Annotated in this window: 16 protein-coding genes; 5 read left to right on the top strand and 11 right to left on the bottom strand. The window is 63.1% G+C overall.

What is annotated here, in order from left to right; all coding sequences use genetic code 11:
* The first annotated feature begins 267 nt into the window (after positions 1-267).
* Positions 268-1509, top strand: a complete 1242-nt coding sequence (locus tag HX824_RS20635) for an MFS transporter (protein ID WP_102369941.1) — start codon at positions 268-270, stop codon at positions 1507-1509.
* Here HX824_RS20635 and HX824_RS20630 read toward each other — a convergent pair.
* The 4 genes from HX824_RS20630 to HX824_RS20615 form a co-directional block, all read right to left on the bottom strand.
* On the bottom strand, positions 1506-3689 hold the full coding sequence (locus HX824_RS20630; protein ID WP_177055010.1) for a xanthine dehydrogenase family protein molybdopterin-binding subunit: 2184 nt from the start codon (positions 3687-3689) through the stop codon (positions 1506-1508). The genes HX824_RS20635 and HX824_RS20630 overlap by 4 nt on opposite strands.
* Positions 3686-4675 (bottom strand): xanthine dehydrogenase family protein subunit M, encoded by a 990-nt coding sequence (locus HX824_RS20625; protein WP_177045455.1) that lies wholly within the window; start codon positions 4673-4675, stop codon positions 3686-3688. Before HX824_RS20625 ends, HX824_RS20630 begins: the two co-directional genes overlap by 4 nt.
* On the bottom strand, positions 4672-5196 hold the full coding sequence (locus HX824_RS20620; protein WP_003215562.1) for a (2Fe-2S)-binding protein: 525 nt from the start codon (positions 5194-5196) through the stop codon (positions 4672-4674). The genes HX824_RS20625 and HX824_RS20620 overlap by 4 nt, the downstream gene beginning before the upstream one ends.
* Positions 5197-5302: 106 nt before the next feature.
* On the bottom strand, positions 5303-5755 hold the full coding sequence (locus HX824_RS20615; RefSeq protein ID WP_008436632.1) for a DUF4879 domain-containing protein: 453 nt from the start codon (positions 5753-5755) through the stop codon (positions 5303-5305).
* A 200-nt stretch (positions 5756-5955) separates the two neighbouring features.
* On the opposite strand from HX824_RS20615, the gene HX824_RS20610 reads away from it, so the two are divergent.
* The gene (locus HX824_RS20610) at positions 5956-7251 is read left to right on the top strand and encodes an NCS2 family permease (RefSeq protein ID WP_003215557.1); all 1296 of its coding nucleotides are present in this window, start codon (positions 5956-5958) and stop codon (positions 7249-7251) included.
* Positions 7248-8327, top strand: coding sequence for a tRNA (uridine(54)-C5)-methyltransferase TrmA (gene trmA, locus HX824_RS20605; protein WP_003215555.1), 1080 nt, complete (start codon positions 7248-7250; stop codon positions 8325-8327). The genes HX824_RS20610 and trmA overlap by 4 nt, the downstream gene beginning before the upstream one ends.
* A gap of 163 nt (positions 8328-8490) precedes the next feature.
* On the opposite strand, the gene HX824_RS20600 is transcribed toward trmA, so the two are convergent.
* The 7 genes from HX824_RS20600 to HX824_RS20570 form a co-directional block, all read right to left on the bottom strand.
* Positions 8491-9819, bottom strand: coding sequence for a TolC family outer membrane protein (locus HX824_RS20600; protein ID WP_177055009.1), 1329 nt, complete (start codon positions 9817-9819; stop codon positions 8491-8493).
* Positions 9816-11147: an HlyD family type I secretion periplasmic adaptor subunit gene (locus HX824_RS20595; protein WP_003215553.1), complete on the bottom strand. Its 1332-nt coding sequence runs from the start codon at positions 11145-11147 to the stop codon at positions 9816-9818. Before HX824_RS20595 ends, HX824_RS20600 begins: the two co-directional genes overlap by 4 nt.
* Positions 11144-12886, bottom strand: coding sequence for a type I secretion system permease/ATPase (locus HX824_RS20590; protein WP_177055008.1), 1743 nt, complete (start codon positions 12884-12886; stop codon positions 11144-11146). Before HX824_RS20590 ends, HX824_RS20595 begins: the two co-directional genes overlap by 4 nt.
* A 176-nt stretch (positions 12887-13062) precedes the next feature.
* Complete coding sequence (locus tag HX824_RS20585; protein ID WP_003215551.1) at positions 13063-13683, bottom strand: heme acquisition protein HasA; 621 nt, start codon at positions 13681-13683, stop codon at positions 13063-13065.
* Positions 13684-13791: 108 nt separating this feature from the next.
* Positions 13792-16542 (bottom strand): TonB-dependent receptor, encoded by a 2751-nt coding sequence (locus HX824_RS20580; RefSeq protein WP_003215548.1) that lies wholly within the window; start codon positions 16540-16542, stop codon positions 13792-13794.
* A 134-nt stretch (positions 16543-16676) separates the two neighbouring features.
* Positions 16677-17666: a FecR family protein gene (locus HX824_RS20575; RefSeq protein WP_003215545.1), complete on the bottom strand. Its 990-nt coding sequence runs from the start codon at positions 17664-17666 to the stop codon at positions 16677-16679.
* 63 nt (positions 17667-17729) lie between these two features.
* Complete coding sequence (locus HX824_RS20570) at positions 17730-18251, bottom strand: RNA polymerase sigma factor (RefSeq protein WP_177055007.1); 522 nt, start codon at positions 18249-18251, stop codon at positions 17730-17732.
* 205 nt (positions 18252-18456) lie between these two features.
* On the opposite strand from HX824_RS20570, the gene aroQ reads away from it, so the two are divergent.
* Together aroQ and HX824_RS20560 are read left to right on the top strand one after the other, a co-directional pair.
* Positions 18457-18897: a type II 3-dehydroquinate dehydratase gene (gene aroQ, locus HX824_RS20565; protein WP_177055006.1), complete on the top strand. Its 441-nt coding sequence runs from the start codon at positions 18457-18459 to the stop codon at positions 18895-18897.
* Entirely contained in the window at positions 18894-19760 is an 867-nt protein-coding gene (locus HX824_RS20560) for a shikimate dehydrogenase (protein WP_173883065.1), read from the top strand. The genes aroQ and HX824_RS20560 overlap by 4 nt, the downstream gene beginning before the upstream one ends.
* Positions 19761-19832: the final 72 nt, after the last annotated feature.

Raw genomic sequence — 19832 nt, 5'->3', positions numbered from 1 at the left:
GTCGCGGCGGCCCGCGGAACCGTGCCGGAGTGCGGGCATGCCGAGCCTAAGCGAGGCACCGAGTGGTGGGGCAAAGACCTTTTGGTTACTTTTGGGGCGTTTGCCAAAAGTGACCCGCTGTAAGAGCGGAACCATAAGCGGCCGTTACCGCAGCAACGGGTATGTACCCAATCAGCTGCCCATATCCCCCGCCCAACCCTCCTACGCAACTATTGGTTACAAGTTGGTGATAACCTCACCGTTCCCCCACCCAGACCCGTCTCCCCGATGCCCAGTGAACCCGCGCTGCTGTTACGTCACCACCGCCCTTTCATCGCGTTCTGGCTGGCGCGGATCTTCACCGCCAGCGGTTTCCAGATGCTCACCGTGGCCATCGGCTGGAACCTCTACCAACTGACCGGCAACGTGCTGGACCTGGGTTTGGTCGGCCTGGTGGAGTTCGTACCGCGGGTGCTGTTCATGCTGCACACCGGCCATGTGGCCGACCGCTATGAACGGCGCAAGGTCGCAGCCATCTGCCAGACCGTTCAAGCGTTGATCGCGCTATCCCTGGCAATCGGCGGACTGACCGGCAATGTCACCCGCGAGATGATTTTCATCCTGGCGTTCCTGCTGGGCGCGGCGCGTTCGTTTGAAATGCCCACCACCCAGGCCCTGCTGCCGAGCATCGTGCCCACTGCACTGTTTCCCCGCGCCGTGGCGTCGTCGCAGTCGGCGCAGCAATTGGCCACCATCGTGGCGCCGGCGCTGGGCGGTCTGCTGTACGCCTTTGGCAGTGTCTGGGTCTACGGCCCCACGGTGGTGCTGTACCTGATCGCCTGCGTGCTGACCCTCAACCTGCCCGCGCGCCAGACGCCGCTGAACAAGGCCAAGGCGACCATGGATTCGTTGCTGGCCGGGATTCGTTTTATCCGCAGTCGGCCGGACATCCTCGGCGCGATTTCCCTGGACCTGTTCGCCGTATTGCTGGGCGGCGCCACGGCCTTGCTGCCGGTGTTCGCCAAGGACATTTTACTGACCGGGCCGTGGGGCCTTGGGCTGCTGCGCTCGGCGCCAGCGGTCGGGGCGTTGTTGATGTCGTTGTGGCTGGCGCGGTTTGCCGTCGACCGGCATGTGGGGCGGATCATGTTTACGGCGGTCGGGGTGTTTGGCGTAGCCACCATCGCGTTCGGCCTGTCGACCTCGTTCTGGTTCTCCCTGGCGGTGCTGGTGGTATTGGGCGCAGCGGACATGATCAGCATGGTGATCCGCGCCTCGTTCGTGCAACTGGAAACCCCGGACGAAATGCGCGGCCGGGTCAGCGCGGTCAACGGGCTGTTTATCGGCGCGTCGAATCAGTTGGGCGAGTTCGAGTCCGGGATCACCGCCCACTGGTTCGGCACCGTGCCCGCCGTGGTCATGGGCGGCATCGGCACGCTGGTGGTGACCGGGGTCTGGATCAAACTGTTCCCGACCCTGGCCAACCGCGACCGCATGCATGTGCCGGTGGAAGAACCCGCCCAGGTTTAGAAGACCTTGTCGAGGGTGACGGGAAAGTCCCGCACCCGCTTGCCGGTGGCGTGATACACCGCGTTGGCCACCGCCGCCGCAACCCCGACTATCCCGATCTCGCCGACGCCCTTGGAACCAAGGGCGTTGACGATCTCGTCGTGTTCTTCGACAAACAGCACATCTATCTCGCCGATATCCGCGTTTACCGGAATGTGGTATTCGGCCAGGCTGTGGTTCATGGAGCGACCCAATGCGTGATCGACCTGGGTCTCCTCATGCAACGCCATGCCGATGCCCCAGACCACACCGCCGAGAATCTGGCTACGGGCCATCTTCGGATTGACCACCCGCCCGGCCGCAATCGCACTGACCACCCGGCTGACCTTGATGGTGCCCAGGTCCTCATCCACCCGCACTTCGACAAACACCGCCGAATGCGTGGCAGAGGCATAGCCTTCGCGCTGTTTGCCCGGCTCGCAATCCACCTGCACTTCCAGCGCCTGCTCGCCGCTGTCTTGCACCAATTGCGCCAGGGAGATGCGCTGGTCACCGGCGTGCAGCTGGCCATTCTCAAACCGCGCCGACTCAGCGTCTTTGAACGCCGGGTAAGTCTTGCGCGCAATGTCCAACAGCTTGGCGTTCAACGCTTCACAGGCCTGTTGCACCGCGCTGCCCACCGACGACACGGTAAACGAGCCGCCCTGCAACGGCGCCGTCGGCAGCGATGAATCCCCCAGCAGGAACGTCACATCGCCTACCGGCACGCCGCTGGCCTGGGCGGCGATCTGCGCCATGACCGTGTAAGTGCCGGTGCCGATATCGGTGGTGGCACTGCTGACCGTGAGCTTGCCCAGGTGGTCGATCCGCGCCTTGGCGCTGGCTTTCATTTGCAGGGCCTCCCACACCCCGCCGGCCATGCCCCAACCAACCAGTTGGCGACCATCGCGCATGCTTCGCGGCTCCGGGTTGCGCTGGCTCCAGCCAAAACGCTCGGCACCTTCGCTGTAGCATTCGCGCAACGCTTTGCTGGACCAGGGCTTGTCTTCGTTCTGATTGCGCTCGGCATAGTTGATCAGCCGCAATTGCACCGGGTCGATGCCCAGGGCGCAGGCCAGTTCATCCATCGCGCATTCCAGGCCGATCACCCCCAGCGCTGCGCCGGGGGCGCGCATGTCCAGCGGTGTGAACACGTCCAGCGGCACCAGCTTGTAGGTCAGCAGCACGTTATCGCAGTGATAAAGCATGCCGCTCCATTCCACCACGTGTTCGCTGAAGTCCTCGAAGCGCGAGGTCTGGCCGATGGCGGTGTGGCCCAGGGCAAGCAAGCGGCCATTGGCGGCAGCACCCAGTTGCAGGCGCTGCAAGGTGCGCGGGCGATAACCGACGGTGAACATCTGCTGGCGCGTGAGGGTGACGCGCACCGAACGCTTCAGGGCCAGCGATGCCATCACTGCCAGCGGCAACTGGTACTGCGGGCGCAGACCGGAACCAAAGGCGCCCCCGACGAACGCGGCGAAGATCCGCACCTGGCTTTTATCCAGGCCGAAGACTTTCTGCACATAGGCCTGGCAGTTCTGCGGGCCCTGGGTCTTGTCGTGGATATGCAGGGTGCCGTCCGGCTGATACAGCACGGTGCTCGCGTGGGGTTCCATGGGGTTATGGTGTTCGATGGGCGTGCTGTAGTGCAGGTCCAGGCTCGTGGCGGCGCCGGTCCATTCGGCCTGGAAGTTGCCGCGCGGCTTGGGCGGTGTTTGCGGCGACGGGTGCGCCTGCTCCTGCAAGGCCAGCAGATCGGTCTCGGCAGGCTCGGCGGCGTATTCGATCTGCACCAGGGAACCGGCGTGGCGCGCCAGCTCCAGGTTGTCGGCAATCACCAATGCCAACGGCTGGCCGCTGTAGAGCACGCGGTCGTTGTACAGCGGGCGAAACGGCGAGCCGTCGGCAGCATCGGCATCGGCGTAGCTGTCGTCGTAGCTGGCCAGTTTCGGGCGGTTGAGGTGATCAAGCACCATCACCACACCGGGCAGCGCCAGGGCTTGGGACGCATCAATGCGGATGACCCGGCCCTTGGCGATGTTGCTCGACACCACGCTGCCGTGCAGCAAGCCATCCTCGGGAAACTCACCGGCATAGCGCGCTTGCCCGGTGACCTTGAGCAGACCGTCGACCCGGTCCAACGGTTTGCCGATTGCGCTCATGACGTGGCTCCTGCAACAGCGGCATCGCTCAGGGCGCGAATGATCGCGCGGCGTGCCAGTTTGATCTTGAAGCCGTTGTGCTCCAGCGGCTCGGCGTCCAGCAGCAGGGTTTCGGCGGCAGTGCTGAAAGTTTCGCGGCTGACGGACTGGCCGATCAGCGCGGCTTCCACCGCACGATCACGCCATGGCTTGTGGGCGACGCCGCCCAGGGCCAGGCGGGCGTCGACGATCACATCGCCATCCAGCTCCAGCGCCGCCGCGACAGATACCAGGGCGAAGGCGTAGGAAGCCCGGTCACGGATTTTAAGATAGTGACTGTGGGCAGCCAGGTGGTCGGCAGGCAACTCGATGGCGGTGATCAGTTCGTCGTCGGCCAACTGGTTATCCCGCTGGGGTGCATCGCCCGGCAGCCGGTGAAAGTCGGCGAACTCGATGACCCGCGCACCACCCCGGCCCTGCACATGCACCCGCGCATCCAGGGCGGCCAGGGCCACGCACATGTCCGAAGGATGGGTGGCGACGCACTGGTCGCTGGCGCCGAGGATCGCGTGGATGCGGTTCAAACCGACCCGCGCCGGGCAGCCACTGCCGGGCTCGCGTTTATTGCAGGGCACGGCGGCGTCATAGAAGTAGTAGCAACGGGTGCGTTGCAGCAGGTTGCCGCCGGTACTGGCCATATTGCGCAATTGCGGCGAGGCGCCGGCGAGGATGGCCTGGGACAGCAGCGGGTAGCGTTCCTCGATCAGCGGGTGCCAGGCCAGGTCGGCGTTGCTCACCAGGGCACCGATCATCAAGCCGCCCCCGGGAGTTTCTTCCACGTCGCGAAGTGGCAGCCCGGTGATATCAATCAGGTGCTCCGGGCGGCTGATGTTCTCTTTCATCAGGTCCAGCAGGTTGGTGCCACCGGCGATAAACCGCGACGCCGGGCTGACCAGGTGCACCGCCTCCTGCACGTCGGCCGGCTTGCTGTAATGGAAGGGATTCATTGCTCACCTCCCTGCACGCGGCACGCCGGCAAGGCTTCTTCGATGGCATCGCGGATGTTGTTGTAGGCGCCGCAGCGGCAAAGGTTGCCGCTCATCAGTTCCTGGATCTGCGCGGTGTCGTGGGCGCGGCCTTCACGGGCCAGGCCCACCGCCGAGCAGATTTGCCCCGGCGTGCAGTAGCCACACTGGAAGGCATCGTGCTTGATAAAGGCCTGTTGCATCGGGTGCAGGTCGTCGCCCGAGGCCAGGCCTTCGATGGTGGTCAACTCGGCACCGTCGCACATCACCGCCAGGGTCAGGCAGGCGTTCACCCGTTTACCGTTGAGCAACACGGTGCAGGCGCCGCACTGGCCGTGGTCGCAGCCCTTCTTGGTGCCCGTCAGGTCCAGTTGCTCGCGCAGCAGGTCCAGCAGGGTGGTCCAGGGCAATACATCCAGTTGGATGGGGTCCCGATTGAGGGTCAGGCGTATCGGATGACTGACGAACGGCTTGGCCGCCGCGCCATTGGGAGTTGCGCTCATAAACACCTCACGGATTGGTGTGCAATCGCGGCGTTCAGAAAAGTCGCCGTCTTAGCGGTCCGACTTCCGGAGTTTATGAGCGTTCAAGGCAATTGATGGGTGGCGATCAGCGAATGCCGAGGGTGGTGACCAACTGGTTGCGCGGTGGGTTGATCGAGGTGTTGCTGTACTGGAACGTGCCGCCGGCTTCGACATTATCCAGCTGGAACGTATAGATGTAGCCCATCAACGTTCCCGCGCCGCTGCATGGCTGGCTGATGGAACCCACCTGGCAGATGGCGGTGGTGCTGATACGGGGCACCGACGCGCCGTCGAAAAATGCCTGTGGGCTGTTGCCCAGGCCGACTTCCATCACGTACACCAGGGTTTGCCCGCGGTGCGTGCACATCTGGGTGCTGTCGGCCCGCTCGGGAATGGTTTCAGTGCACTTCGCCGACTGAACCTTGAATACCCGCACCTCGCTCAACGCCGGTGCAGGCGCGCCCCACGCCGGTGCCGCACCGAGCCACAGGCCGATGCAACCGAACAGAGCTAGACTCCAGGCGCTGGCTTTTTTCATGCTGTCGATGACCCTGTAATAAACGTCGGCGCAGTATGCCTCAAGGCCATGATCAAGCCTATGCGCCACTGGCCCTCGGCTGCTGGTATGATGCGCCGCTTTTTCCGATCCTCTCTGGAACCACAGGCGCTTGGCGCAGTTTGTGCTTTGACTTAGAGGTCAACAAATAACGACGCAAGATAGCGTCACAGGGAGCAGGCATGCTGGAAAAGCTGTTTCAACTCAAGGCACACAACACGAATGTGCGCACCGAGATTCTCGCGGGCGTCACCACCTTCCTGGCCATGGCCTACATCCTATTCGTCAACCCGAGCATTCTCGGCGAGACCGGCATGGACAAGGGCGCGGTCTTTGTCGCGACCTGCCTGGCGGCGGCCATCGGTTCCACCGTGATGGGCCTGATCGCCAACTACCCGATTGCCCTGGCACCGGGCATGGGCCTCAACGCATTCTTCACCTACACCGTGGTCCTGCACATGGGCCACACCTGGCAAGTGGCGCTGGGTGCGGTGTTCATCTCGGCAGTGCTGTTCTTCCTGCTGTCGATCTTCCGCATCCGCGAATGGATCATCAACAGCATCCCGCTGCCCCTGCGCTCGGCGATTGCGGCGGGTATCGGCCTGTTCCTGGCGCTGATCGCCCTGCACAACGCCGGCATCGTGGTCAGCAACCCGGCCACCATGGTGGGCCTGGGCGACCTGAAACAACCCGCGCCGATCCTCGCCACCCTCGGCTTCGCGCTGATCGTTGCGCTGGAAGCCCTGAAAGTGCGCGGCGCGGTATTGATCGGCATCCTGGTGGTGACCATCGCCTCCATCGTGCTGGGCTTCACCCCGTTCGGCGGCGTGATGTCGATGCCACCTTCGCTGGCCCCGACCTTCCTGCAACTGGACATCAAAGGCGCCCTGGACATCGGCCTGGTGAGCGTGATTTTCGCGTTCCTGTTCGTCGACCTGTTCGACAACTCCGGCACCCTGATCGGCGTCGCCAAGCGCGCGGGTCTCATGGGCAAGGACGGCCACATGCCGAAAATGGGCCGCGCGCTGATCGCTGACAGTACGGCGGCCATGGCCGGCTCGCTGCTGGGCACCTCGACCACCACCAGCTACATCGAATCGGCGGCGGGCGTGAGCGCCGGTGGCCGTACCGGTTTGACCGCCGTGGTGGTCGCGATCCTGTTCCTGCTGGCGCTGTTCTTCTCGCCACTGGCGGCCAGCGTTCCGGCCTTCGCCACCGCACCGGCGCTGCTGTTCGTGGCCGTGCTGATGACCTCGGGCCTGGCCGAAATCGACTGGGACGACATCACCGTCGCCGCACCGGTGGTGATCACCGCCCTGGCGATGCCATTCACTTATTCCATCGCCAACGGCATTGCCTTCGGTTTCATCGCCTGGACCGCCATCAAGCTGCTTTCGGGCCGCTACCGTGAGCTGAACCCGGCGCTGGTGATCCTGTCGATTCTGTTTGTGATCAAGCTGGGCTGGTTCAACGCATGACTTTTGACGCCGCAAGCTACACCGTTCAACTGGAAGAAAAGGTCACGCGCCTGCGTGACCTGCTGGCGCCGTTCGACGCGCCAGAGCCTCAGGTTTTCGACTCGCCGTTGCAGAACTTCCGCCTGCGGGCGGAGTTCCGCCTGTGGCGCGAAGAGGGTCAGCGCCACTACGCAATGTTCTCCCAGGACGACAAGCGCACACCGATCCTCATTGAAGAGTTTCCGATTGCCAGCCTGCGCATCAACCAATTGATGCCGCAACTCAAGGCCGCCTGGCAAGCCAGCGCCGCCCTGAGCCACAAGCTGTTCCAGGTGGAGTTCCTCACCACCCTGGCCGGCGACGCGATGATCACCCTGTGCTATCACCGCCCGCTGGACGAGCATTGGCATACGGCGGCGAACAAGCTGGCGGCGGACCTGAACGTCAGCATCATCGGCCGCTCCAAGGGCAAGCGCGATGTGATCGGCCGCGATTACGTGGTCGAGAAACTCGACGTCGGCGGTCGCACCTTCAGCTATCGCCAGCCTGAAGGCGCGTTCACCCAGCCCAACGGCACGGTGAACCAGAAGATGCTCAACTGGGCATTCGAAGCCCTGGGCGATCGCAGTGACGACTTGCTGGAGCTGTACTGCGGTAACGGCAACTTCACCCTGCCCCTGGCCACTCGCGTGCGCAAAGTGCTGGCCACCGAGATCAGCAAGACTTCGGTGAACGCGGCGCTGAGCAACCTCGATGAAAACGCGGTGGATAACGTCACCCTGGTGCGTTTGTCTGCCGAAGAGCTGACCGAGGCCTTGAATGAAGTGCGGCCGTTCCGCCGCCTGCACGGCATCGACCTCAAGAGCTACGAGTTTGGCAGCGTGTTCGTCGACCCGCCGCGTGCCGGCATGGACCCGGACACCTGCGAGCTGACCCGACGCTTCGAGAACATCCTGTACATCTCCTGCAACCCGGAGACGTTGGCGGCGAACATTGCGCAACTGCATGACACGCACCGGATTACCCAGTGCGCCATGTTTGACCAGTTCCCGTGGACGCACCACATGGAATCGGGTGTGTTGCTGACCCGGCGTTAAATCCCCAGCACTGCAAAGATCAAAATGTGGGAGCCGTCGAGCTTTAGCGAGGCCGCGATGGCGGTGGGTCAGACAGAAAAATGTCATCAGTCCCGCCGCCATCGCAGCCTCGCCAAGGCTCGACAGCTCCCACAGTGGATCGGTGTGTTAGCCGATATAGCCATCATGCCGATGGCTGGAAATACCCCGCCAACGCCCGCAGATCCTGCTCGTTCAGCAACCCTGCAAAATACTTCAGTTGTATCCGCGCCAGCAGATACGCATGCCGCGCATCCGCCAGGTCGCGGCGTGCCGTGAACAGTTGCTGCTCGGCATCCAGCACATCGAGGTTGACGCGCTCGCCACCGGTCACGCTTTTCTTCGTCGCCGTCACCAGGGCGGTGGCCGAGCTGACCGCCATTTCATACGCCCGCACTTTGGCCGCGCCGCTGGTGTTGAGGTTGAATTGCTTGCGCAGTTCGATCAGCGTCCTGGCGGTCTGCGCGTCCAGTTCATATTGGGCCTGGGACAGTTGATTGGCGGCCTGACGGGTTGACGCCGACACCGAGCCACCGGCGAACAGCGGCAGGCTGACCTGGATGCCGACGCTGTTGGTGTCGTACTTCTGGTTGTAGCTGCTTTCCGAATCCGAGCTGGTCTGGCGACTGCTCGCATACAGGCTGACCTTGGGCATGTGCCCGGCGCGCTTGCGCTCCACTTCGTATTCGGCGACGTCCAGCGCGTGGTGCTGGGATTTGAGCTCCGGGTTGTTGGCCATCGCCATTTCCCGCCAGGTCTCGAAACGGTTGGGCTCCAGCGGCGGGATCTCGAACTGGCGAGTCAGCGGCGCCAACTCGTCTATCTGCAACGGCTGGCCCACAATCGCTTCCAGCTCGCGCAAGGCTGCGTCCTGGGTGTCCAGGGATTCGATCTCTTCGGCCTGGGCCAGGCTCAGGCGTGCCTGGGTTTCCAGCACATCGGTGCGGGTGCCCTCGCCGCCCTTGAGCAGCCGTTCATTGAGTTGCAGGCGCTCGGCATACGCGCGTTTCTGGGCGCGGCTCAGCTCGATCCGCTCCTGGGCCAGCAACGCCTGGCTGTAGGCGCTCAACACCCGCACGGCCAGTTCCTGGCTCTTGCTGCGAAAGCGTTCATCGGCAAACAGCGCCTGCGCTGCACCCTGGCGATAGCGCGCATAGGCTTCGTAATCGAGCAGCGGTTGTTGCAGGGTCAGGGTCGAGGCATAGCTGCGGTAATCGCGGTCGCTGGTGACGTTGCCCACCGCCGTCGACTGGGTGACTTCGGACTCATTGCGCGAGTTGTTGTAGCTCCAGTACAGGTTCGGCAACAGCCCGGCGCGGCCGATGATGCGGTTTTCCTCGCCGGCCTCGCGCTCCTGGATTGCCGCCTGAAACGTCGGGTCGTTGCGCAGGGCCAAGTCATAGGCGTCGAGCAATCCCAGCGCCTGAACCGATCCACTGCAGGCACAACACAGACCGAATAACAGCGCCTTCATTCTTCCACCAACGCCATGTGAGTCCGATCCAGCAAGGGTTTGAACAGGTAGTTAAGCATCGAGCGCTCACCGGTTTTGACGAACGCTTCCACCGGCATGCCCGGGCGAATCTGCAAGCCGTCGAGCTGGCGCATGCCAGCTGCACTGACCTGGGCGCGCAAGGTGTAATACGGCTCATCGGTGCGCTCGTCGACCTGGCGGTCGGCCGACACCAGCGTCACTTCACCGGCAATGCGTGGGGTGGTGCTCTGGTTGAACGCCGAGAACAGCAACTCCACCGGCAAGCCCGGGTGCACCTTGTCGACCATCTGCACCGGCACCCGCGCTTCCACCAGCAGTGGTTCGCCCTGGGGCACGATGTCCATCAGCGCCTGGCCGGGCTTGATCACGCCGCCTTCGGTGTACACCTCCAGCCCCACCACCACGCCAGCCGCCGGCGCGCGCACCAGGCTGTTGGCCAGTTCGAATTCGGCCGAGGCCAACCGGTTGCGCAAGTCGTCGCTGCGGGTGCGGGTTTCGGCCAGTTGGCCGCGCAGGTCTTTCTGGAAGTCTTCGCCGAGCTGGCGGATGCGCAGGCGCAGTTCAAGGACTTGCCGTTGCAACTGGCCGATGCGGCCGAAATCCTCGGCAATCGCACCGTCGAGCTGGGCATACAGCCGTTCATTTTCCAGCAGCCGATTGCGCGGAATGTAGCCGTCCCGCGCCAGCTCGCGCAGGCCTTGCAGTTGTTCATTCATCGCGGTGCGTTGCAGCACTTTGCTGGCCTGGGATTCCCGGGTGCCGCGCAATTGTGCCTCGGCCCCGGCGATGGTTTCCCGCAGGCCTTGCTGCTCCGTGGCCAGGGCCTGGGCGCGACTGCTGAACAGTTGCCGTTGCAGGCTCAAGGTGGCGGCGGCCTCAGGCTCGTTCAGCAGTTCGGGACCGAAGACGATGGCCGACAAGCCTTCGCTCTCGGCACTCAAGCGCGCTTCGCTGGCCCGGGACGCAATGAACTGGCTGCGCAAAGACTGCATCTGCCCGCGCAACGGGGTTTCCTTCAGGCGGATCAATACCTGGCCGGCGCTCACCACCTCGCCATCGCGCACCTCGATCCGCTCGACGATCCCGCCCGCGGGGTGCTGCACCGTCTTGCGGTGCCCCGACACCATGACCTTGCCGGACACCGCCACGCCCTTGTCCAACGGTGCCAGCGCGGCCCAGCCCAGGAACCCGGCAAACCCGCCGAGCACCAGCAACCAGCCCAGGCGCGCGTATTTTTTATCGTCCAGCGCCAGCACGTTGTTCACCGGCGGCACGCTGTTGTCCGTCACAAGCACAGGTCGGCTCATGCTTTTTTTCCTTCACCGAGGCGGTAGCTCATGCTCATCGCCGACACCGGTTTGGGCGGCGCGGTCGCCGGTTTCTGCGTGGCCTCCAGCACCCGCGCCGTGGGCCCGAACGCCTGCAACTGGCCGTCCCGCAGAATCAGTAATTGGTCCGTCAACGCCAGCACAGGGGTCTTGTGGGTGATCAGCACCAGCGTGCGACGCTGCGCCTTGAGCAAGGTGATGGCATGGAGCAAGGCCTGCTCGCCGGCCTCATCGAGATTGGAATTGGGCTCATCCAGTACGATCAGCGCAGGCACGCCGTACAGCGCTCGCGCCAGCGCGACACGTTGCTTCTGCCCGCCGGACAACCCGGCACCGCCCTCCCCCAGTTGGGTGTCGTAGCCTTGGGGCAACTGCAGGATCAGTTGATGCACGCCGGCCATTTGCGCGGCAGCGAGCACCTTGTCCGAATCCACGGTGTCGAAACGCGCGATGTTGTCGGCAATGCTGCCGGCGAACAGCTGGATGTCCTGGGGCAGATACCCAATGTGCGGGCCGAGTTGCTGCTTGTCCCATTGCGCCAGGTCCGCGCCGTCCAGCCGCACCTTGCCGGCCAAGGGCGCCCAGGCCCCCACCAGCAACCGCGCCAGGGTCGACTTGCCGCAACCGGAAGGCCCGATCACGCCCAGCACGTCACCGGCAGGCAGGCTGAACCCGAGGTTGGCCAACGCAGGCCGACGACTGCCGGGCGCACACGCGCTTACCTGTTCGACCGTCAACTGGCCGCTGGGCGCCGGCAAGCTCATGCGCTCGGTGCGCGCCGGGTTGGCCGCCAGCATCAGGGTCAATCGCTCATAGGCCAGGCGCGCCGAACTCCACTGTTTCCACACGCCGATCAGCTGGTCGATAGGGCTCAGTACCCGCCCCATCAGGATCGAGCCGGCGATCATCATTCCCGGCGTAATAGCCCCCTGCACCGCCAGCAATGCGCCCAGACCGAGGACCAATGACTGCAACGCCAGGCGTACGCCCTTGGACCAGGCACTGATGGCAGCGGTCTTTTCACTGGCCAGGTTCTGCGCCGCCAGAAACGCCTGGTGCTGGGCAAACCAGCGCGCACGCAGGGTTGCCAGCATGCCCATGGCTTCGATGGCTTCGGCATTGCGCAGGTTGGCCGTGGCCTGCTGGCTGGCGCTGATCGACAGCTGATTGGCCTGAGTCAACGGTGCCTGGCAGATGTGCTGGTTGGCCCACGCCAGCGCCATCAGCATCAGCGCACCGGCCAGCGCCAGGACGCCGAGCCAGGGGTGGAACAGGAAGATCACCAGCAAGTACACCGGAAACCACGGCGCATCAAAAAATGCGAACAGCGCCTGGCCGGTGGCGAACTGGCGCAAGGTCGTCAGGTCGCTCAACGCCTGCCCGGCCGCCTGGGTACCGCCCTTGAGTTGCGCCTCGAACGCGGCGTCGTACACCCGCTGGTTCAGGCGCATGTCCATCTGTGTGCCAAGACGGATCACCACCTGGCTGCGCACCCACTCCAGCGCGCCCATCAAGCCGAACAAGCCAAGGATCATCAGCGTCAGCATCAACAGGGTCATCGAGTTGCCGGAGGCCAGCACCCGGTCGTAGACCTGCAACATGTACAGCGCCGGGGCCAGCATCAACAGGTTGATCACTGCCGAAAACAGGCCAATGTTGAGGAAGCCACTTTTATAGGCCGTGAGAGCGGCCAGGGTTTCGTTGCCGGCATGGCGCATCGAGGGAGTCTCATGGGGGAAATCGGGAAGCGCCGCCCGCGTTTGACACGCCGCGCGCCGCTGCGCAGAATTTGTCACCGCCGTCGCCCTGGCCTTCGAAACTCACGGCGACGACGGGGTTTACGCAGCGAATGGGAGAGTGATCTTCCATTCGCTTTTTTCATTGCGCAGCAACATCAGGCAGCGAGTGCCCAGTCCTGTGCAACGTCCTGCACGCCTACCAGGGCGACGTCGGTGGTGGTTGCCGTAGCGTGTGCTGCCAGGCCGGCCGAGATCTCGTCGAAGGTGTTGGCGGTGGACAGGCCGAAGTCGTCCAGCAGGTTGTTGAGCACGGTTTCCAGTGCCGAGGTGTTGCCTTGCATCAGGCTGTAGATCACGTTCTGAACGTCATTGCCGACGCGGCCTGCACCTTGTGCCGCGCTCAAGTCGAGGCCGTTGAAAGCCACTTTGAACGCATCGAGGGTGAAGTCGCTGCCATTGCCGCCGCCCAGGCCGGTGCCCAGTTGAACGTTATCCAGGTTGCCCCACAGGTAGTGGTTTTCGTTGTGGCTGGCTGGCAGCGCCGGGTTGAATACGTAGTGCAGGCCGTTGCTGGTGTTGCTGTCGGCAATGAAGGCGTAGTCGGAATTGTTGGCGCCGTGGGTCGAATACTGGTCGCCGCTCAGGGAGCCGTTGCTGAAGCCGCCGGTGTTGCTGCTGCCGTGCCCCGCAGTGTTGAACCCCAGTGCCCAGTCGGTCAGATAGTCCGAGACGGAGTAAGCACCGAGCGCAGCTTCGTAACTAACAGAAATAGTCATCACTTAACCTCGTTATAAACAACACGATTGATCAGCACGCTCATACAGCGCACTTTTTGCCCACCCTTGGGCAAAACCGTTGGTTGATAAAGTGCCGTGGCACCTTGATCAGAACTTGTATTCGAGCATCCCGCTCAACGTTCGCCCGCGCGCCAGGCTCAGGTTATTGGCGTCCCCCATGGCAACGAAGTAGGCCTCATCGGTGGCGTTTTCCAGCGCCAGGGCGATGTTCAATTGGTCGGTCATCCAGTAGCTGGCGTACAGGTCATAGAGGGTGTACTGGGGCCATAGCGCCTGGTCGATGAAGTCATAACCTTGTGAGTCGAGGTTCTCGCCATTGCCTGAGCTGTAGCGCACGCGGACGCCCATATCGAGTCGCTTTTCCAGGAAGCGCGCGCCCAGGGTCAGCGAGCCGCGATCAGCCGGCATATAGGTGGCGTTGCCCATGATCCGGCCACAGCTTTCCTTGTTGTTGGCGACATCGTCGTCCAGCACCTCATACGTGGTCACCGGGCGCAGGCCGATCGTGCCGTTTGGCCGGGTGTAGCGTTCATAGCGTGTGGTGGACGGCCCGTTCTTCTTCGCCCCGCCCATGTAATAGTTCTTCGAGCAGAACTCATTACTGCCGATCATGTGGGTGTAACTAAGGTTGGCGTACGCCCGCCCCATGTCGTAGTTGAGCTGGTACTCCACCCCCCGAAAGCGCGTGGGGTTGGTGTTATTGACGTACGCCATCGTGCCGAGAAAACCGCCGACGGAGGTCTCCGGCAAACTGACGCTGTGATTGAGGAAAGAGAAGTTCTCGATCCGGGTATCGAAGTAAGCCACCTTCATGCCCAGGCGGTCGTCACCGAACAGCAGTCCCTCTTTGAATACGTTCACGCCCATTTCCCAGTCCCGCGACTCTTCGGGTTTCAGGAACGGGTTGGGAAACACCCGCTCTGATGAGCTGCCACCGTGAGGACGCCCGGTCATGAAGGTTTCCGTCACCGCCGGCGGGCGCCAGCCCTTGCCCCAGCGGGCGTAGAGTTGCATCCAGTCCAGCCCCGGCTTTATGCCGATACCGAACGTGGGAGAGAACTGACCCTCTTCTCTATCAATGTCGAACACTTCCTCGACACGCTTGGCACCTACCGTGCTGCTGTAGAACCGATCGCGCCGGTAGAGCGTCATCCCGGTGACCCCTTCCAGCCGATAGCGGTCGTACCGCAAGCCCGCATCCAGCGTCAGCCAGTCGCCATATTCGTACTGCAGGTTGTTGAACAGGCTGGCGATGGTGCGTTTGCCACCGGGCGTCCCGCCTTCAACGTAAGGCAACAGGCCGGAAAGGTTAGTGGCCTCGACCTTGTTGGTACTGGGCTTGAACTTGTCTTGATACACCTCCACGCCGTAGTTCCAACTCACATGACCCAACGCATCGAAGTCGAACCGCGATGTGTTGTCGCCCTGTACACCCCAGGTATCGGTCTGAAAATGATCCGTGTAGCCCGCCACATAGTTGCCGGAGGTCAGCGACGCGGTGTTGGGCGCATTGTCCCGGTCCATCTGTGTGGTGACGTAGTAGACCTTGGCCTTGAAATCGATCAGCGGGTTATCCGGCGTGTAGCGATAATCCAGTCCGACGTTCCTGGCATTGAGGTTGTTCTTGCTGACGCGTTGGTAGTACACGCTCTGGTTATCCGGGGCGGTGTAGGCCCACGCGTCATTGCTGTCGCTGTCACTTTCCAGGTAGCTCAGTTGCACCCGTTGGTCATTGGGCAGGTTCAGGCCGAACTTGACGATTTGCGAGCGGGTCACGCTGCCGGTGTCACCGACCTCACTGTTCAGCCAATCGTCGAAGGCCGCAGGCTGGGAGTCACGGGCGCGCAAATGAGTACCCAGTTTCTGGTCGTTGTGGGTACCGGCGCGGTAGTCGCCAAAATGCCGTTCGCTGTACCCCAGCAGCACGTCGCCGCGCTCGTCGCCAAAGGCAAACACACCGCTGCCGTTGAAATAGGTGCCGTTACCCAGTTCACCAATCCCGCTACCGGCACGCAGACGCCCGCCATAGTCCTTGCCATCGGCCAGGAACTCACTGGCCTCCAGGGTCTTGAAGGATGCAATCCCGCCCAACACGGCAGCACCGCCCTGCCCGGACTGGCTGCCCTTGTCGATTTCGATGCTGGAGATGAATTCCGGGTCGATCAACATCGTGCCGTTGCGCTGCTGGTGGCCGTTGACGTTGAAGTTCTGGCGCATGCCGTCGATGTTCATGTTGACCCGGCCGTAGTCCTGCACGCCGCGGATGTTCACCGACAGGCCCGGGTCACGCTGGTTGACGGCGGTGTACACGCCGGCGGTTTCTTCGAGCATGTCGGCGGCATGGCGTGGTGGGCGTTTGTCGATCTGCTCGCGACTGATCACGGCCACCGAGCGCGGTGTGTCGTACACCCAGTCGCTTGGCTTGCCGTTGGTGTTGCCGGTGATGGTGGTGGTGCCCACGGTCAGCGCACCGTCATGGTCGGCGCCGACGCGAGTCAGCGTCACCTGCCGGTCCCCGGTAAAGCGGTATTCCACCGGTGCACTGCCCACCAATCGGCCGAGGCCTTCCTGGGCGCTGTAACGGCCCTTGAGCGCGGTGCTGGTGAGGCCTTGCAGGCGCGCGCTGTCGAACAACACTTGCAACCCGGCCTGGTCGGCGAACGTCAGTACGGCAAGGCCCAAGGGTTGCGCCGCAATATCAAACGTCAACGTGACAGGCTGTGATTCACCGACTGGCGCCTCGGCGGCCTGCACCTGGCAGGCGGAGGCTAACAGCCCCAGGTGGATGGCAAGGGCCAACCGGCTACCGGTGTTGCGCCCCTTGGTGATTGCAGACATCGACGTTATCCCTTCGCTGACCATTCTTGTTTATGCGAATACTTCTCACTTAACAGGACGTGTCAGGCGTCGGAACTCAGTAAGATTTTTTTGAAAGTTTTTTCAAAGGACGTAAACGGGGCCCGGCGACCCCATCAATAGATCAGGCTCAGCCCCGCCAGATCAAAGCGCTGCACCTGTAATTCTTCGGTCAGGGTGCCGAGGGCCGTGTCGAGCATATCGAGGCGGAACACGCCGCTGACTTCACGGGTGCCGAGGTCGGCATTGGTCAGCACCACCTTGCCCGGCCGGTAGCGGTTGAGCTGTTCGATGACCTTGGCCAGCGGCAAGCGGTCGAAGATCAGCACACCGCGACGCCAACTGGTGGCGCGCTCCAGGTCGAAGTCGTCGAGGGCGACCACGCCGTTCTCCGGGCTGTAGCGCGCAGCCTGGCCTTCCTTGAGCACCGTTGCTTTCTGCGGCAGCGCCTGCAGCGTGACGGCCACACTGTGCTGCAACACTCCGACCCAGGCCTGCCGGTCGTCCTCACGCTCGACCACAAACCGCGTGCCCAGGGCACGGGTTTGCCCGCTGGCGCTGTGCACCACGAACGGCCTTTTTTCCTCACCGGCCATGGGCGCCACATCAAAGATCGCCGAGCCTTTGATCAGGCTGATGCGCCGCTGCACACCGTCAAAATCCAGCTTGATCGCACTCGCAGAATCCAGTTGCACGCTGCTGCCGTCCGCCAGGTGCACGGTGCGCACTTCGCCTTTTTGGGTGAAGTAATCGGCCTGCACCTGCAGCAGCGCCTCAGGCCCGCGCACCCAGCCGACGCCCGCCACCACCAGCAACAGCGCAACACTCGCCGCCATGCGCCACGGCCTGCGCCGACGAGGGCCGCGCACCGGCGCAGCGGTAGCGGGCGGCCGCTGGCGATGCACCGTCTCATCGCGATGCACCTCGCCCAGCGCCGCCCACGTCTGCTCGGCAAAACGCAGCGCCGCTTCATGGCGGCTGTCTCTGGCGATCCATTGGCGCAGCTCGGCCTGCTCCTGATCGGTCAGGGCGCCGGCGTGCAGGCGCACCGCCCAATCGGCAGCCGCCTCGGTAATGCTGTGCTGTTGCGGACCCGGGCTATTCACGTGTGAATCTCGAATTTTTCGTTATATAACGCTGTGACGTCTGACCCCAGATTTGTCGGTAATTCATTCGTCGGACGGCCCCGCCTCACCTTCCTGCAAACGCTGCATGACATACGCCAGCGCCTTGGCCAGGTGCTTTTGCACTGAGCTGTCGGAAATGCCCAGGTGGCGCGCGACCTGGGCATGGGTCATGCCCTCGATCCGGTTGAGACGGAAAATCTGCCGGGTACGCTCCGGCAATTCCGCCAGTGCCTGCTTCAATGCCTGCCGCTGTTGCTGCGCCATCGCCTGAGCCTCCAACCCGGCCACTTCATCTTCAATCTCGGCCAGCGCCTCATGGGGCACGGAGTCGGTCTTGCGCCGCGCCTCCTGGCGGATATGGTCGATCAGCAGATTGCCGGCCGTGCGATAGAGATAGCCCTGGGAGTTGTCGATGCGCTCGCCGGCCGGCTTTTGCGCCAGGCGCAGGAAACTCTCCTGCACCAGGTCTGCGGCCAACTGCGGGTCCCGTACCTTGCGTGCGAGATACCCGCGCAGGGTATCGGCGTGCTTGAGAAACAGGCCTTTGAGATCCACGTCCGACAAACCGACTCCCTGGAATGTTAAGGAAACAGGCGGGCATCTTAAGCGTTGTCGAGAATGATTTTCAATTGATATCAACTCTGATCCACACAACGGTGGTTTTCATTCTGCGTTCGGTAATCGAACGGTTCCCACCCACGCGATTGACCAAATTAACCATTCAGTACATTTTATCGGCATACATAAAAACAACAGTGGAGAACCCTTTATGCCGCCCATCGTGCTGGTGCTCAACGGCCCCAACCTCAACCTGCTCGGCACTCGCGAGCCCGCCACTTATGGCCATGAAACCCTGGCCGACCTTGCTGCCCTGTGTGGCCGCAGCGCCGAGCAACTGGGCCTGAAAATCGAATTCCGCCAGACCAACCACGAAGGCGAATTGCTGGACTGGATCCACGGCGCCCGCGCCCGCTGCGCCGGCATCGTGATCAACCCGGCAGCCTGGACCCACACTTCGGTGGCGATCCGCGACGCGCTGGTGGCCAGTGAAGTACCGGTGATCGAAGTGCATTTGTCCAACGTGCATGCCCGGGAAGCGTTCCGTCATCACTCGTTCGTGTCGCCGATTGCCAAGGCGGTGCTGGCCGGGTTTGGCAGCCACGGTTATCACCTCGCCCTCGAACATTTCAGCAAGACCTTGAAGGGATGAGCGCGGTGTCCAAACGTCGAATTCTGGCCGGCCTGATAGGCGCCGGCATCCAGGCTTCCCGCACCCCGGCCCTGCATGAGCATGAAGGCGATGCCCAGGGCCTGCGTTACCTCTATCGCCTGATCGACCTCGACCGGCTACAGGTGGATACCCGCGCCCTGCCCGACCTGTTGATGGCGGCCGAACAGATGAACTTCACCGGCTTGAACATCACCTACCCGTGCAAGCAGGCGATCCTGCCGTTGCTGGATGACCTGTCACCCGAAGCACGGGGCATCGGCGCGGTGAACACCGTGGTGCTTTGCGACGGTAAACGCATCGGCCACAACACCGACTGCCTGGGCTTTGCCGAAGGCTTTCGCCGGGGCTTGAGTGATGTGGCTCGAAAGTTCGTGGTGCAGATGGGCGCGGGCGGCGCCGGGGCGGCAGTGGCCCATGCGCTGCTGGGTGAAGGCGTGGAACGCTTGAGTATTTTCGACATGGACGCCGAACGTGCCCGCAGCCTGGCGGACAACCTCAACCAGCATTTCGGTACCGGCCGGGCGCAGGCCGGCAATGACCTGGAAAGCGCCATGGCCGAGGCCGATGGCTTGGTGAACACCACGCCGATGGGCATGGCCAAGCTGCCGGGCATGCCCGTGCCGTTGGGCACCTTGCGCGCCGACTTGTGGGTAGCGGAGATCGTGTACTTCCCACTGGAAACCGAACTGCTGCGCAACGCCCGCGCCCTGGGTTGCCGCACCCTGGATGGCGGCAACATGGCGGTGTTTCAGGCGGTGAAGGCGTTTGAGTTGTTCACTGGCGAAGTGGCGGATGCAGAGAGAATGCTCGCGCACTTCCAGAGCATGACCACCCAACTGTAGAAACCGGATCAGAAATGTGGGAGCGGGCTTGCTCGCGAATGCGGAGTGTCAGCCACCGGATGTTTTACTGAC

This window comes from Pseudomonas sp. D4002, from assembly GCF_013385665.1.
GTDB lineage: Bacteria > Pseudomonadota > Gammaproteobacteria > Pseudomonadales > Pseudomonadaceae > Aquipseudomonas.
This window is presented reverse-complemented; position numbering and strand designations above follow the sequence as displayed.